Source organism: Streptomyces sp. NPDC086080, assembly GCF_044540255.1.
Lineage (GTDB): Bacteria > Actinomycetota > Actinomycetes > Streptomycetales > Streptomycetaceae > Streptomyces.
The window spans coordinates 136,927-152,640 of record NZ_JBITRU010000018.1 but is presented as its reverse complement, the minus strand read 5'-3'; the positions used below and the strand labels follow the sequence as shown (position 1 = coordinate 152,640).

14 protein-coding genes are annotated in these 15,714 nt (G+C 71.8%); 2 read left to right on the top strand and 12 right to left on the bottom strand.

What is annotated here, in order from left to right:
• Positions 1-74 precede the first annotated feature (74 nt).
• The 5 genes from ACIF9R_RS22100 to bldG form a co-directional block, all read right to left on the bottom strand.
• Entirely contained in the window at positions 75-1,604 is a 1,530-nt protein-coding gene (locus ACIF9R_RS22100; protein WP_399982657.1) for a methyltransferase, read from the bottom strand.
• A gap of 56 nt (positions 1,605-1,660) precedes the next feature.
• Entirely contained in the window at positions 1,661-2,251 is a 591-nt protein-coding gene (locus ACIF9R_RS22095; protein ID WP_399982654.1) for a small secreted protein, read from the bottom strand.
• Between the two features lie 193 nt (positions 2,252-2,444).
• Positions 2,445-4,850, bottom strand: a complete 2,406-nt coding sequence (locus tag ACIF9R_RS22090; protein ID WP_399982651.1) for a sodium-translocating pyrophosphatase — start codon at positions 4,848-4,850, stop codon at positions 2,445-2,447.
• A 330-nt stretch (positions 4,851-5,180) separates the two neighbouring features.
• A complete protein-coding gene (locus ACIF9R_RS22085) occupies positions 5,181-5,615 on the bottom strand; it encodes an ATP-binding protein (protein WP_399982648.1) in 435 nt (144 codons plus the stop codon).
• Positions 5,616-5,726: 111 nt separating this feature from the next.
• Entirely contained in the window at positions 5,727-6,068 is a 342-nt protein-coding gene (gene bldG, locus ACIF9R_RS22080) for an anti-sigma factor antagonist BldG (RefSeq protein WP_003991900.1), read from the bottom strand.
• A 79-nt stretch (positions 6,069-6,147) separates the two neighbouring features.
• Here bldG and ACIF9R_RS22075 point away from each other — a divergent pair, with 79 nt between their 5' ends.
• Positions 6,148-8,847: a DEAD/DEAH box helicase gene (locus ACIF9R_RS22075; RefSeq protein WP_399982645.1), complete on the top strand. Its 2,700-nt coding sequence runs from the start codon at positions 6,148-6,150 to the stop codon at positions 8,845-8,847.
• Positions 8,848-8,896: 49 nt separating this feature from the next.
• Here ACIF9R_RS22075 and ACIF9R_RS22070 read toward each other — a convergent pair whose 3' ends face one another.
• From ACIF9R_RS22070 to ssd, 7 genes are all read right to left on the bottom strand, one after another.
• A complete protein-coding gene (locus tag ACIF9R_RS22070) occupies positions 8,897-9,325 on the bottom strand; it encodes an Rv3654c family TadE-like protein (RefSeq protein WP_399982719.1) in 429 nt (142 codons plus the stop codon).
• Between the two features lie 44 nt (positions 9,326-9,369).
• Positions 9,370-9,735, bottom strand: coding sequence for a TadE family type IV pilus minor pilin (locus tag ACIF9R_RS22065; protein ID WP_399982642.1), 366 nt, complete (start codon positions 9,733-9,735; stop codon positions 9,370-9,372).
• On the bottom strand, positions 9,722-9,931 hold the full coding sequence (locus tag ACIF9R_RS22060) for a DUF4244 domain-containing protein (protein WP_399982717.1): 210 nt from the start codon (positions 9,929-9,931) through the stop codon (positions 9,722-9,724). The genes ACIF9R_RS22065 and ACIF9R_RS22060 overlap by 14 nt, the downstream gene beginning before the upstream one ends.
• A 76-nt stretch (positions 9,932-10,007) precedes the next feature.
• Complete coding sequence (locus ACIF9R_RS22055; protein WP_399982639.1) at positions 10,008-10,799, bottom strand: type II secretion system F family protein; 792 nt, start codon at positions 10,797-10,799, stop codon at positions 10,008-10,010.
• Complete coding sequence (locus ACIF9R_RS22050; protein WP_399982636.1) at positions 10,796-11,668, bottom strand: type II secretion system F family protein; 873 nt, start codon at positions 11,666-11,668, stop codon at positions 10,796-10,798. Before ACIF9R_RS22050 ends, ACIF9R_RS22055 begins: the two co-directional genes overlap by 4 nt.
• Positions 11,665-12,873 carry a TadA family conjugal transfer-associated ATPase gene (locus tag ACIF9R_RS22045; RefSeq protein ID WP_399982633.1) on the bottom strand — a complete coding sequence of 403 codons (1,209 nt, stop codon included), beginning with the start codon at positions 12,871-12,873 and terminating at the stop codon, positions 11,665-11,667. Before ACIF9R_RS22045 ends, ACIF9R_RS22050 begins: the two co-directional genes overlap by 4 nt.
• Complete coding sequence (gene ssd / locus ACIF9R_RS22040) at positions 12,870-13,979, bottom strand: septum site-determining protein Ssd (RefSeq protein WP_399982631.1); 1,110 nt, start codon at positions 13,977-13,979, stop codon at positions 12,870-12,872. Before ssd ends, ACIF9R_RS22045 begins: the two co-directional genes overlap by 4 nt.
• Before the next feature lie 591 nt (positions 13,980-14,570).
• On the opposite strand from ssd, the gene ACIF9R_RS22035 reads away from it, so the two are divergent.
• Entirely contained in the window at positions 14,571-15,404 is an 834-nt protein-coding gene (locus ACIF9R_RS22035; protein WP_399982628.1) for an HAD family hydrolase, read from the top strand.
• The last annotated feature ends 310 nt before the right edge of the window (positions 15,405-15,714 follow it).

Below are 15,714 nucleotides of genomic sequence, written 5' to 3'. Positions count from 1 at the left end.
TGACCCGGGGGGACCACCGGCCGCCGCCCCACCCGCTCCACTCAGCCGGCCGGTTCCAGGAAGCCCTGCTCCACTCAGCCGGCCGGTTCCAGGAAGCCCTGCTCCACCAGCAGCCGGATCTGGGCCGGCGTACGGTCGCGCAGCAGCACGGGGTCCTCGCCGAGGAGCTGGGCAATGGCGTCCAGGATCCGGCCCGCGCTCATGGTGCCGTCGCAGACACCCGCGAAGCCCGCGCCGATCGTGTCCACCCGGGTGGCCCGGCGCATCCCGCGGTTCTGCCGCAGGACGACATGCTCCGGGTCCTCCGCCCCGGGCAGCCCGACCTGCTCCTGCACCACCTCGGCCGCCAGCTCGAAACATGCCTCGAGCAGCGCCGCGTCGTCGTGCGCACGCAGATAGTCGAGCCGGTCGAAGTGTGCCCGGATTGTCTCGCCGAGAGGTTGCTCGACCGGGTGCGGCCACTCCTCCACCCTGATCGACTCCGCGGTGGAGCCCGACTTGCGCAGGGTGATCCAGCCGAAGCCGACCGCCCTCACCTTGCGCGCCTCGAACTCGTCCAGCCACGCGTCGTAGCGCGCCTGGTACGCGGCCTCGTCCCCACGGTGGTCGCCCGCGTCCCGCAGCCACAACTCGGCGTACTGGGTGATGTCCTGCACCTCGCGCTGCACGATCCACGCGTCGCACCCGCGGGGCACCCATGACCTGAGCCTGTCCTGCCAGTCCTCCCCTTCCACGTGCTGCCAGTTGGCGAGGAACTGCGCGAACCCGCCCTCGTTCAGCCGTCCCCCCGCCTCCTGAACGATCGTGCGGCACAGATCGTCCCCGCCCATCCCTCCGTCGCGGTAGGTGAGCCGCGCGCCCGGCGAGATCACGAAGGGCGGATTGGACACGATCAGGTCGTACGTCTCGTCGTCGCGGACCGGCGTGAACAGCGAGCCCGCACGCAGATCGGCGGCCGGGGCCGCCGACAGCGCCAGGGTGAGCGCGGTGATGTGCAGCGCGCGCGGGTTCACGTCGGTGGCGGTCACGCGGGTGGCGTGCCGCGCGGCGTGCAGCGCCTGGATGCCGGAGCCGGTACCGAGATCGAGCGCGGAGGCCACGGGCGTACGGACGGTGATGCCGGCCAGGGTCGTGGAGGCACCGCCGACGCCGAGGACCACGCCTTCGTCCCGGCTGCCGATGCCGCCGGCTCCGCCGACCGCGCATCCGAGGTCGGACACGATGAACCAGTCCTCGCCGTCCGGTCCGCCGTACGGCCTGACGTCCACCGTGGCGGTGACCTCGTCCGCGCCGGCGCGCGTCAGCCACCCGCCCTCCAGACAGTCCTCGACGGGCAGTACGTCCGCCACACGCGCGTGAGGCACGGGCTGCTGGAGCAGGAACAGCCGTACGAGCGTCTCCAGCGGGGTGTCCCCGCGGGTGGCCCGGAGGGCGGGCACGGTCTCACCGCGGGCCAGTGCGGCGTAGGCGGGGGCGCCGAGCAGTTCGAGCAGTCCGTCGGCGGTGAAGGAGGCTCCGAGCAGCGCGTCCCGCAGCCGGGCGGCGGCTTCGGGACGGTCGGACGAGGGCAGGGGCGGCAGGCTGGCGTCACTCACGCCCTCCATTGTGGCCGCCGCCCGCGCCCCGCGCGCGCCCCGCCGCCGCTGCCGCTGCCGCTGCGTCAGCTCTTGGTGGCCCCCGCCGACGCGGTGGCCGTCTGGCAGCTGGGCTGCCGGGACATCGCCTCGCCGACCTCGCCCTCCTCCAGGGCGCTGAGTGCGTTGTTCCCGCTCTTGCTCAGCTTGTCCAGCTCGGCGGCGATGTCCTTCAGACCGTCCGCGAACTCCGCCTGGTCCTCGGTGTCGAGTCCGTCGACCTGCTTCTTCAGCGAGGCGTACGACGCGGAGATGCCGTTGAGTTCCTTGACCGCGTCCGTCTGCTTCTTCTCGCCGTTCTCGACGTCCGGCGGACCGGCCTTGTCCACGGCGCCGCCGATCGCCTTGTAGGCGTCGGACATGTCCTGGAAGGCCTTCGAGTCGGCCGTCTGGACCTCTACCGGAGTGCTGTTGTCCGAGGTCTCCTTCTGGATCGCGGCGTTGGCCGACCTGATCTTCGCGGCCTGCGGCTGCACCGCGTCGCAGACCTCCTTCGCCCAGGCGTCGAGCTTCTCGTTGCTGTCGTCGCCGCCGCATCCCGTCAGCGCCAGTACCAGTACCGCACCGCCGGACAGTGCGACCGCGAGCTTCTTGTTCACCGGATTGGTCCCTTCCATGGCTCTCGGCCCCGGAACATACACGCCGGATGGACTACACCCACCAGCCGAGCGTCCGCCAAGACACTTTTGAAGCCATTTGCACCAAGCGAGAGAAGGCTCACGGAAGGGGCGCTGAAGCCCTGGTGAGGGCGGACGGCGCGTCAGTACGCGCCGTCCGCCCTCACCGTGACCGGGTGTTCGCTCTCCGCTCCTAGGAAACCACCGCCGGATCGGTCGACTTGGGTTCCGGTTCGGCGTCGCCCTCGTCGTCCATGGCGATGCCGCGCCGCTTGGACACGTACACCGCGCCGACGATCACGAGCAGCGCGAGGACCGCGACGAGCACCCGCATTCCGACGCTCTTGTCGGCGCCGTAGGAGAACTTGATGACCGCGGGCGCGATGAGCAGCGCCACCAGGTTCATCACCTTCAGCAGGGGGTTGATCGCGGGTCCCGCGGTGTCCTTGAAGGGGTCGCCGACGGTGTCGCCGATGACGGTGGCCGCATGGGCCTCGCTGCCCTTGCCGCCGTGGTGGCCGTCCTCGACGAGTTTCTTGGCGTTGTCCCAGGCGCCACCGGAGTTGGCGAGGAACACCGCCATCAGTGTGCCCGCGCCGATCGCGCCCGCCAGGAAGGCGCCCAGGGCGCCGACGCCGAGCGTGAACCCGATGAAGATGGGCGACATCACGGCGAGCAGACCGGGCGTGGCGAGTTCGCGCAGGGCGTCCCTGGTGCAGATGTCGACGACCTTGCCGTATTCCGGTTTCTCGCTGTAGTCCATGATCCCGGGCTTCTCGCGGAACTGCCGCCGCACCTCGTAGACCACCGAACCCGCCGACCGCGACACCGCGTTGATGGCCAGTCCCGAGAAGAGGAAGACGACCGCCGCGCCCGCGATCAGACCGACGAGGTTGTTGGGCTGGGAGATGTCCATCATCAGGCTCATGGGCGCGCCCTCACCGCTGAGCTGTTCACCCACCTCTCTCGCACCGGTGGTGATGGCGTCCCGGTACGAACCGAACAGCGCCGCCGCGGCCAGCACGGCCGTGGCGATGGCGATGCCCTTGGTGATGGCCTTGGTGGTGTTGCCGACCGCGTCCAGGTCGGTGAGCACCTGGGCACCCGCGCCCTCGACGTCACCGGACATCTCGGCGATGCCCTGCGCGTTGTCCGAGACCGGTCCGAAGGTGTCCATGGCGACGATCACACCGACCGTGGTGAGCAGTCCGGTGCCCGCCAGCGCCACCGCGAACAGCGCCAGCATGATCGACGTACCGCCGAGCAGGAACGCCCCGTACACACCGAGCCCGATCAACAGGGCGGTGTAGACGGCGGATTCCAGACCGAGGGAGATGCCGGCGAGGACGACTGTGGCGGGGCCGGTGAGCGAGGTCTTGCCGATGTCCCGCACGGGTCGCCGGGTGGTCTCGGTGAAGTAGCCGGTGAGTTGCTGGATCAGGGCGGCGAGCAGGATGCCGATGCCCACCGCGACGAGCGCGAGGATCCGCGGGTCGCCGCTCTTGCCCTGGATCGCCGCGTCGGTGACGCCGTCGAGATCGGCGTACGAGGACGGCAGATAGACGAAGACGGCGAGCGCGACCAGGGCGAGCGAGATCACCGCGGAGATGAAGAACCCCCGGTTGATCGCGCTCATGCCGCTGCGGTCGGCGCGCCGTGGTGCCACGGCGAAGATGCCGATCATGGCGGTGAGCACACCGATCGCGGGAACGAGGAGCGGGAACGCCAGCCCGGCGTCGCCGAACGCCGCCGAGCCCAGGATCAGCGCGGCCACCAGGGTCACGGCGTACGACTCGAAGAGGTCGGCCGCCATGCCCGCGCAGTCGCCGACGTTGTCGCCCACGTTGTCGGCGATGGTCGCGGCATTGCGCGGATCGTCCTCCGGAATGCCCTTCTCGACCTTGCCGACCAGGTCGGCGCCGACGTCGGCGGCCTTGGTGAAGATGCCGCCGCCGACCCGCATGAACATCGCGATCAGCGCGGCACCGAGACCGAATCCCTCGAGCACCTTGGGCGCGTCGGCCGCGTACACCAGCACCACGCAGGCGGCGCCCAGCAGGCCGAGGCCCACGGTGAACATGCCGACGACGCCGCCCGTACGGAAAGCGATCTTCATCGCTCTGTGCGAGACGGCGGTGAGATCCTTTTCCGGCTCGCCCTCCGCCGGAGTGGCTTCGCGCGCCGCTGCCGCGACCCGCACATTGGTGCGCACAGCGAGCCACATACCGATATAGCCGGTGGCTGCCGAAAACGCCGCTCCGATCAGGAAGAACACCGAACGCCCGGCACGCTGATTCCAGTCGTCCGCCGGCAGCAGCATGAGCAGGAAGAACACGACTACGGCGAATACCCCGAGCGTGCGCAGCTGACGGCCCAGATAGGCGTTGGCTCCCTCCTGGATCGCTGCGGCGATCTTCTTCATGCTGCCGGTGCCCTCGTCGGCCGCGAGTACCTGGCGCACCAGGGCTCCCGCGACCACGAGCGCCGCCAGCGCGACGACTCCGATGGCCACCACGAGCAGGCGGTTGCCGTCGGTGAGCACGGCGGCCGCGAGGGATGTGGTCTGGCCCGACTGATGTGGGATGAAAAGCTCCGCCATTCGTCCTCCTTGACGCTTGGGCTGAGCTCAAGATGTGGACGGGATTGTAGGTACCGGAACCTGATCAAAACAGAGCGCGGGAAATGTAAATGGCTTGCCTGCACTCTTCCCGATGATCGCCGGGCGACCGCCCGCCGGAAATCGGTAATGCCTTTGACGCATTCACGTGATCGAATTTCCAGGGCACGGGTCGATCGTGAACGAATTCACGCGATCAACCACGCGAGACCACTGTAAGCGCGGGCAACGACACCCGCACGTGCCGAAGGGCCCCGCGAGGGGGGCCCTTCGGTACAGGAGTCGCCGTCCGGATGAACCGGGTGGGCGCGGTCAGGCGAGGAGGGTGGCCGGCGGCACGGTGGGCCACCTCATGCGGATCGATCCACCGTGCTGCCCCGCACTGACCTCGACGTCGTCGACGAGGCCGCTGATGACCGCGAGGCCCATTTCGTCCTCCTCGGTCTCCACGTCGGTGCCGGGCCCGTCACCGGACCCGTTCCGGCCGGGGGTCGCGTGGGGCGCCTTGTCGCCGACCTCGATGGAGAACTGCTTCTCCTCCTCGATCAGCAGCACCTTCACCGGCGCCGAGATGCCGCCGTGCTGGTGCAGTCCCACGGCGCGGGTGCACGCCTCGCCGACGGCGAGCCGGACCTCGTCGAGGACGGCCTCGTCCACTCCGGCCCTGCGCGCCACCGCCGCCGCCACGAGGCGTGCGGTCCTGACATGCTCGGGCAGCGCGCTGAAGCGGAGTTCAACGGTGGCCATGCATCCCCCTCGCGACTACGGGCGTGCTGTGGAGAGGCCAGGCCGCCGAACGCCCGGCCCTCCTCGTGCTTCTCTTCTGCCGCCCGGACCACCGGTCCGGGAGCGGAGCGGTCAGTCGGTGGCCGCCACCGCTTCCTCGACCGAGGTGTGGATCGGGAACACCTTGGTGAGGCCGGTAATACGGAAAATCTTGAGAATGCGCTCCTGGTTGCAGACCAGGCGCAGCGAGCCCTCATGGGCACGCACCCGCTTCAGGCCGCCGACCAGCACGCCGAGTCCGGTGGAGTCGAGGAAGTCCACGCCTTCCATGTCGACGACAAGGTGGAAACTGCCGTCATTCACCAGCTCGACCAGCTGCTCGCGCAGCTTGGGCGCGGTATATACGTCGATTTCGCCACCGACCCTGACGATCGTGCGATCGCCCATGGTCTCGGTCGACAGGGACAGGTCCACGGATCCTCCAGCACCTAGCTATCGAGCGGTCGCCCTTGGGGCATCTCGGCTCAGCCCCCGGGACGGTTCGCCAGCCGCGATGGCATTCAATCACTTACCGGCAGGCGTGCACGACGCCTTGGCCCCATTGTCCGTCACTCCAGTGACACACTCGGTGCCGATGGCCAAGAATCACCGATCCGATCGACCCCCGACGGACACCCCGTCCAGGACCGCGCCGGGCGTGGTCCTGGACCGCCTCGTGTCCGGACCGGGCCGGGCTTCGCGCATTACTCATACCGAGCACTTGCCCCCGCGCGCGGGTCGCCATGCCCCCTGGCCGGACCGGATCCGCGCGGAGGTCGTCGACGCCGTGCGGGCCGCGGGCATCGGCCATCCCTGGGCCCACCAGGCACGCGCCGCCGAGCACGCCCTGGACGGCGAGTCCGTGGTGGTCGCCACCGGTACGGCGTCCGGCAAGTCCCTGGCGTATCTGATGCCCGTCCTGTCCACGCTCCTGGACGGGGCCGAGGCCCCCAACGGCCGGGGGGCGACCGCTCTGTATCTGGCGCCCACGAAGGCCCTCGCCGCGGACCAGTGCCGGTCTGTGAAGGACCTTTCACGACCACTGGGCCATTCGGTGCGCGCGGCGGTCTACGACGGTGACACGCCGTTCGAAGAACGCGAGTGGATCCGCCAGTACGCCACCTACGTCCTGACCAACCCGGACATGCTGCACCGGGGGATCCTGCCGTCCCACCCCCGCTGGTCCTCCTTCCTGAAATCGCTGAAGTACGTCGTCATCGACGAGTGCCACACCTATCGGGGTGTGTTCGGCTCGCATGTCGCCCAGGTGCTGCGCCGGCTGCGGCGCCTGTGCGCCCGCTACGGCGCGTCCCCCGTGTTTCTGCTGGCCTCCGCGACCGCCGCCGAGCCCGCGGTCGCCGCCCGCCGTCTCACGGGCCTGCCGGTGGTGGAAGTGGCCGACGACGCCTCACCCCGCGGTGAACTGGTGTTCGCCCTCTGGGAGCCGCCGCTCACCGAACTGCACGGCGAGAAGGGCGCCCCCGTCCGCCGCACGGCCACCGCGGAGGCCGCCGATCTGCTGACCGACCTGACCGTGCAGGGAATCCGCTCCGTCACCTTCGTACGCTCCCGGCGGGGCGCCGAACTCATCTCCGTGATCGCCCAGGAACGCCTCGCCGAGGTCGACCGCTCGTTGGCCCGGCGTGTCGCGGCATACCGGGGCGGTTACCTCCCCGAGGAGCGCCGCGCCCTCGAACGGGCCCTGCACTCCGGCGAACTCCTCGGCCTCGCGGCGACGAACGCCCTCGAACTCGGCATGGACATCTCCGGTCTGGACGCCGTGGTGATCGCTGGATATCCGGGCACCCGGGCCTCCTTGTGGCAACAGGCGGGCCGCGCCGGCCGTTCCGGGCAGGGTGCCCTCGCCGTTCTGGTCGCCCGCGACGATCCTCTGGACACCTTCCTCGTCCACCATCCCGAGGCCCTCTTCGACCGGCCGGTGGAATCCACCGTCCTCGATCCCGACAACCCCTACGTGCTCGCCCCCCACCTGTGCGCGGCCGCGGAGGAAATGCCTCTGACGGAGGAGGATCTGGCTCTGTTCGGCCCGGCCACCGGGGATCTGCTGCCGCAGCTGGAGGCCGCGAAGCTGCTGCGCCGACGGACGAAGGCCTGGCACTGGACCCGCCGCGAACGCGCCGCCGACCTGACCGACATCCGCGGCGAGGGCGGCCGCCCGGTGCAGGTCGTCGAGGCCGGTACGGGCCGACTCCTCGGCACCGTCGACGCGGGCGCCGCGCACACGAGTGTCCACGAGGGTGCCGTCCATCTGCACCAGGGCCACACGTATCTCGTCCGCTCCCTCGACCTGGAGGACTCCGTCGCCCTGGTCGAGCGGGCGAGCCCGGCCTACACGACGGTGGCCCGGGACACGACGTCGATCACCGTGCTGGAGACGGACACCGCGATCCCCTGGGGCGACGGTCGTCTGTGCTTCGGCTCCGTCGAGGTCACCAACCAAGTGGTCTCCTTCCTGCGCCGGCGCCAGATCACCGGCGAAGTGCTGGGCGAGACGAAGCTCGACCTCCCTCCTCGTACGCTGCGCACCCGCGCGGTGTGGTGGACCGTCACCGAGGACCAACTGGACCGGGCCCGGATCAACCCGGAGATCCTCGGCGGTGCCCTGCACGCCGCGGAGCACGCGTCGATCGGCATGCTGCCGCTCTTCGCGACCTGCGACCGCTGGGACATCGGCGGTGTGTCGGTCCCGCTCCACCCCGACACCCTGCTCCCGACGGTCTTCGTCTACGACGGCCACCCGGGCGGCGCGGGCTTCGCGGAACGGGCCTTCCACACCGCCCGCTCCTGGCTCACGGCCACCCGTCAGGCCATCGCCTCCTGCGAATGCGACGCCGGCTGCCCCTCCTGCATCCAGTCCCCCAAGTGCGGCAACGGCAACGACCCGCTGCACAAACGGGGCGCGGTACGGCTGCTCACCGTGCTGCTGGAGGGCGCACCGGCACAGCGGCGGGAGGGGACCGAGGACACGGAAGGGCCGGAAGGGCCGGAAGGGCCGGAAGGGCCGGAAGGGCCGGAAGGGCCGGAAGGGCCGGAGGAGTCGGAGGGGGCCGGCGCGGCTGGTGGGACCGTCGCGGTGAGGCCTGGGCGGGCACCGGCGCCCGGGACGGACACAGAGCCCGGAGACCGACCGGAACCTCCGCACCGGGGCCCGCGTGGTCCGGTCCCGGAGGCCCCCCGCGACCGGAGTCGCTGAGGGACGCTTCCCGAACGGCCCCAGTGCACGCCCTCCGGGGAACGGCCCGCTACCCCGTCCGCGGTACCGCCCCGTCGGCCGGCCCGGCCCGTGCCCTCACCTCCACCGCGAACGGGCCCCGGCCCGACACCACCGACACATCGGACACCTCCCCGGTGATCGCACACCGCACGAGCCGCGCGTCCTGCGCCCGGGCCACCCGGTCCGCCCGCTCGCACGCGGCCGGACCGCCTGCCATCCAGTGGTCCGCCGCCGCGAGCGCCGCGAGGTCCGCGCCCCCGGCCGCCCGGTGCCGGACCACGACGGCGTGTCCGAGGGCGAGGACGATGCCGAACACCACGCACAGCACGGCCGTCGCACCGACACTCCAGACCGTTGCCGACCCTCGGTCGGAGCGCGGCGCGGGCCGCCGGCCGCCGCGCTTCCGGTCGCTGCCACCACGTCGGTACCCGGCGGGCCCCCGGCCGGTGCCGCGCACAGCGCTTCGGCCGCCCTCGGCCCACGGCTCACGCGACCGGGCTCTCACGCTCCCACTCCCACCATCTCCTCCACCGCCGCGACGGCCTCCTCCCGCAGTTCGAACGGCAACCCGTGCAGCACCGGTGGCCTGGCCACGACGACGACCCGCACCCGCTCCGCCTCCCGGCGCACCGTGACCCTCGCGCCGGGCGGTGCCGCCGCGCGGGCCACCTCGACCACCGCCTCGGGCGGATCGTGCCGGGCCGCCGCGCGGGCGCCCGTGCGCGCCGCGTCCACGCACTGGATCTGCGCCGCCACCACCAGCAGGCCCCAGACCAGCGCCGTCGTGAACATCACCAGGACAGGCAGCACCATGGCCGCCTCCGCCGTCACGAACCCCCGGTCCGCGCGCCGCTCACATGCGGCCATCGAGTGCCTGCTGCACGATGTTCCGCAGCGCCGTGCTGACCGGTCCGCTGTTGACCACCTTGTAGAGCACCACGGCGAACGCCACCGCCGCCACGATTCCCATGGCGTACTCCGAGGTCACCATTCCGGCGTCCCTCCGTGCCGTACGCGCCCTGCACACCAGGGCACGCAGTCGTGCCCGTACCGCCTGATACATCTCAACCTCCATGAGGAGAAGTCGTATTGATCTTGTGGACAGCGCTGTTTCTTCCGGTTCAGCCGGTCATCTCCCGTCACCCACCACCTCCTCCCAGGACCCCGTCCGCGAGCCCGATCACCACGGGCACCACGCCGACCGCGATGAACGCGGGAAGAAAGCACAGCCCCACCGGGGCGCTGACCATGACGGCCGCTCTCCGGGCCCGTGCCGTAGCCGCGCGGGTCCACTCCGCGCGTGCGCCGGCGGCCAGCCGGCTCATGGGGGTGGCCAGGGGAAGGCCGGACACATCGGCCCGTTCCAGCAGCCGGGCCAGCGGCATGGCTCCTTTCAGCACCGCCAGTCCGTGCCAGGCCGCGCCCGGTTCACCGCCGAGCCGCACCTCCGCCGCGCCCCGCGCGAGCGCACCTCCGACCGGCCCGTCCAGGGCCTCCCCGACGGCCTGCGCCGCCAGTACCGGCCCGGCGCCCGCCGCGATGCAGGCGGACAGCAGGTCGGCGGCCAGGGGAAGCTGACGTGCCGCCTCGGCGGCGTCCGCCTGCCGGCTGTCCACACCGGCGGCCGCCTGTCGCAGTCGCCACCGCCACAGCCCCGCCGCGGCTGCCAGGCCCACCGCCACTCCGGCGGGACCGCCCACCAGCCCCCACCCGGCACACACCACACCCCCCAGCGGCAGCCACCTCCGCGCGGCGGCCCGCAGCAGCCCGGGGCGTGAGGCAGTCGCCGTCCGTTCCGTCGGCAGCACCTCGGCCAGCCGCCGCCGTACTCTCCGCTCGCACCGCGTACGCCACCACCACCCCGCCGGCGGGCCGAGCAGCGATACGATCCCCAGGACCGTCCCCAGCCTGTGGACAACGTCCCCGCTCATACCGTCGCCTCCGCGCCCCGCATGATCCGCAGGACCCACCACAGCCCCAGGGCCTCCAGCACCCCACCGGCCGCCAGACAGGCCAGTCCCGCCGGCGTGTGCAGGAGGACGTGCAGCGGGTCGGCACCGAGGGCCGCGCCGAGCGCCAGGCCCACGACCGGGAGACCGGCGAGCATCACCGCGGTGGCACGGGCACCGGCCAACTGAGCTCGCAGATCGGCCTGCTGGTCCCGTTCCGCACGCAGCGCCGCCTCCAGCCGGTCGAGCCCGGCCGCAAGCCCGGCTCCCTGGTCCACCGCCACCCGCCAGCACGCGGCGAGCCCTCGCAGCCCTTCCGCGCCCGGCTGCCGGGACGCCGCCGCGAGCGCCTCCGGGACGTCCCCGCCGAATCGCGCCGCCGCCAGCACCGCCGCCTGGGTGTCGCCGAGCCCGCCGGAGTCCCTGGCGGCCGACAGCAGTGCCTCACCCGGCTGCCGCCCGGCCCGCACCTCACCGGCGAGCGCCCCGCACAGCGAGATCACCGCCTCGCCGCGCCTCTCCCGGGCCCGGCGCTCCCCGGCGGACCGCCGCACGCGCCGCAGAAGGGGCACTCCGACCGCCCCGGCGAGGACCGGCAGCACCGACCCGCCCAGCAACGCCAGCAGCAGCCCGGCGGCCAACGACGACCACTCGCTCCGCGACCGCCCTCGCACCCGGGCCCACTCGTGGATCGCCCGGGGCCACCTCGGCGGCCCCTCTTCCACCGTGCCGCCCGGGGCCAGCAGCAACCGGGCCCGCCTGGCCCCCACGTGCCCGCCGCCCAGCAGCCAGGCGGCTGCCCCCAGACAGGCCACGACCGCGCCCATCGACACCTCGGTCGTCCCGCTCATCGCCCGGCCTCCTGCCCCGGTCCTTCGCCGCCGGCGTTCCGGAGCAGGTCCCGCAGCCGTTCCGCGCCGCGCTCGTGGACGAACGCCTCGGAACCCCATCGCAGTGCCGGCACCGTCCGCACCAGCCCCGACGGGTCCCGCTCCAGCACATGCACCTCCGCGATCCGCCGTCGGCCGCTCCGGTCCCGCACGAGGTGCAGCACCACCGAGAGCGCGGCGGCCAGTTGACTGTGCAGGGCGTACCTGTCGAGTCCGGCAGCCGTACCGAGCGCCTCCAGCCGGGCGGGCACATCGGCGGCGGCATTGGCGTGCACCGTTCCCGAACCGCCTTCGTGGCCCGTGTTGAGGGCGGCCAGCAGATGGGCCACCTCCGGACCGCGGACCTCGCCCACGACCAGCCGGTCCGGCCGCATCCGCAGCGCCTGGCGCACCAGGTCCTCGAGGGTGACCAGACCGGCACCCTCCTGGTTGGCGGGCCGGGTCTCCAGGCGCACCACGTGCGGATGATCCGGACGCAGCTCCGCCGAGTCCTCGGCCAGCACGATCCGTTCGTCCGGCCCGACCAGGCCCAGCAGTGCGCTCAGCAAGGTCGTCTTGCCGCTGCCGGTCCCTCCGCTGACCAGGAACGACAACCGTGCGTCCAGCAGTGCCCGCAGTACACGGTCCCCGCCGGGCGGAACCGTCCCCGCCGCCACCAATTCGCCGAGCGTGAAGGCGCGCGGCCGGACGACCCGTAGCGACAGACAGGTGCAGCCCACCGCCACCGGGGGCAGTACCGCGTGCAGCCGGGTCCCGTCGGGCAACCGTGCGTCGACCCACGGCCGGGCGTCGTCGAGGCGCCGGCCGGCCACGGCGGCGAGCCGCTGGGCCAGGCGCCGCACGGCCGTCTCGTCCGGGAAGGAGACCTCGCTGAGTTCCAGCCCGCCGCCGCGGTCCACCCAGACCCGGTCCGGTGCCGACACCAGGACGTCGGTCACCGACGGATCGGCCAGCAGCCGCTCGAGCGGGCCGCTGCCGACCAGCTCCGACCGCAACTGCTCGGCGGCACCGAGCACTTCGGCGTCCCCGAGCACCCGGCCCTGGTCCCGCAGCGCCTGCGCCACCCGCGCGGGCGTCGGCTCGGCGCCGCTCTCGGCCAGCCACCGCCGCACCCCGTCGAGCAGGCCGGGAGGCATTCCCGCCCCGCTCACCACCGCTCCCCTCATACCGTCCTCGCCTCCACCAGCGCGCGCTCCCAGAACTCCTTGCAGAAGCGGGCCAGCGGGCTCCTGCCGGATGCCCCGGGAGGTCGTCCCGTGCTGTACGGGCGCTGGAGGGCGGGTTCGACGGGCACGTCTCCCGCGAGGGGCAGTCCCAGCAGCCGGGCCACCTCACGGTCGTCCAGTCCCGGCGCGTAGGGCCCGCGTACCGCCACCCGCAGATCGCGCAGGACCATGCCCATGGCGGAGGCGACACGGCCCGCCGCCGCGACGGCGCGCAGTTCCGCGGGGACCACGAGGAGGCCGAGGTCCAGTTGCGCGAGGACTTCCGCGACCCCGTCGTCGACGCGCCGCGGGAGGTCCACCACCACGGCGCCGCCTCCACGCCGGGCCGCGGCGAGCACCGCGCGTACGGCCCGGGGCGGTACGGCGAGGCAGTCACCGCGGTCCCAGCTGAGCACCCGCAGCGAGTGCAGTTCCGGCAGTGACTCCTCCAGGGCCCCGCCGCCGACCCGGCCGCGTGACGCGGCGAACGCGGGCCAGCGCAGCCCTTTGGCCGTCTCCCCGCCGAGGGCCACGTCGAGTCCGCCGCCCAGGGGATCCGCGTCCACGAGCAGGGTGCGCAGTCCCTCACGCGCGGAGGTGACGGCGAGCGCACACGCGAGTGTGGACGCTCCGGCGCCGCCCCGGCCGCCGATGACGCCTACGGTCAGGGCGGGCCGGCCGACGCCTTCGGCCACGTCGGCGATGCGGTCGACGAGCCACTGCTCGCCGTCGGGCAGCATCAGCACATGGTCGGCGCCGATCCCGACGGCCCGCCGCCAGACCCCTGAGTCGTCCTGGTCCCGTCCGACCAGCACCACTCCCGGCCGGCGGGCCGCGCCACGCACACGACGTGCGGCATCGTCGCCGACCAGCACGAGCGGTGCCGTCTCCCAGCTGCCCCTCGCCTCCGGCACCCCGTGATGAACCTCCGGTGTGGCACCGGCCGCCGCGCACAGGCGCAACAGGTCGTCGAGGAGTCCGGCGTCCTCCGTGACGATCAGCGGCGCACCCTGTCGCCCTCCTCCTCCGGAGGCGGGCGGCGGGTCGTGCGTGATGGTTCCGTTCATGTTCGTCCCCCTTTGACGTATCGCCTTGACGTATCGCCGCGCGACCTCTGCGGCCCCGCGATTCCCGGACATGCGGAGAACCGGTCGGCGGCCCTCCTGCGGTCGGCCGACGGAAACCGGCCGTACGCGACTCCGCGAGCGGAACCGGGTAGGAACTCGCGGCAAGCGGGTCGCGTCGAAATCACGGTGCGGCGGTCCGGAAAAAGATGTGGATCTTGGTCGATTTCTGTGGATGAGGCGACGACTGTGAATATCGCGGACACTCATACCGGTGAGAGCGGTGCGCTCCACGCGAGCGCCGCAGAGCAGCCCGTCGACTACTCAAAGTAACCTTTCATGCGCATGACAAGACACCGGGAACAAGAGTCGCGACGGCGCCTCGAGGCCGGGCTGAAGAGGAAGAAATGCGTCCGGACATGCGACGACCCCCGCCGGGGGGGAGAGCGGGGGTCGTCCCCACGGCCGACTCGGGGGGGGAGGAGTCGGACCGGGTTAGACACGGTCGCGAACGATCCGTGACTTCCATGGTGTACCCGAGAGCCTTCTCAGGCAAACCCACGCGCCCCACCTTACGCCGAATGGGCTGCGCCTATGCTCAGGGATGTGGAAAACCACTCCTTGCCCCGCACAGCCGCCTTCTTTGACCTGGACAAGACGGTCATTGCGAAGTCGAGCGCGCTCACCTTCAGCAAGTCGTTCTACCAAGGCGGTCTGATCAACCGCAGGGCGGTCCTGCGTACCGCATACGCCCAGTTCGTGTTCCTCGCCGGCGGCGCGGACCACGACCAGATGGAGCGGATGCGCAAGTACCTGTCGGCCCTGTGCCGCGGCTGGAACGTCCAGCAGGTCAGGGAGATCGTCGCCGAGACGCTGCACGACCTGATCGACCCGATCATCTACGACGAGGCAGCGACGCTCATCGAGCAGCACCACACCGCGGGGCGCGACGTCGTGATCGTGTCCACATCGGGCGCCGAGGTCGTCGAGCCGATCGGCGAACTCCTCGGCGCCGACCGGGTCGTGGCCACCCGCCTGGTCGTAGGGGACGACGGGTGTTTCACCGGCGAGGTGGAGTACTACGCGTACGGACCGACCAAGGCCGCAGCGATCCGCGAACTCGCCGCCTCCGAGGGCTACGACCTGGCCCGCTGCTACGCCTACAGCGACTCGGTGACCGATGTGCCGATGCTGGAGTCCGTGGGCCACCCGCACGCCGTGAATCCGGACCGCGCGCTGCGCCGCGAGGCACTCACGCGCGAATGGCCGATCCTCGACTTCCACCGGCCGGTACGCCTCAAGCAGCGCTTCCCCGCCTTCTCCGTACCGCCCCGCCCGGCACTGGTCGCGGCGGCCGCGATAGGAGCCGCGGCGGCCACGGCCGGTCTCGTCTGGTACGCCAGCCGACGCCGGGCGCCGGCGGCCTGAGATCCCGCCCCACGAGCCTCACGGACGGGATGCCGGCACACCTTTGCCCTATCGACGTCCGATGGGCGCGCCTTTGCACCCAAAGGCAAAGAAGCAGGGCCGGGACTTCCCCTTCCTTCGAACCCGGAGTACAAAGGACTTAACGGCCCGCGAGACCAAGGGACATCCGAGAGGATCACCTTCGCAACGCATTTGGCCCCACGGACCGCGCATGAACACCGAGAACCCACGCGACGTCGACCCGTCGATTACGGGCCAGCCGCACCAGGTGACGGGCAAAGTCCCCGGCCTGATGGGCATATTTCGAGGA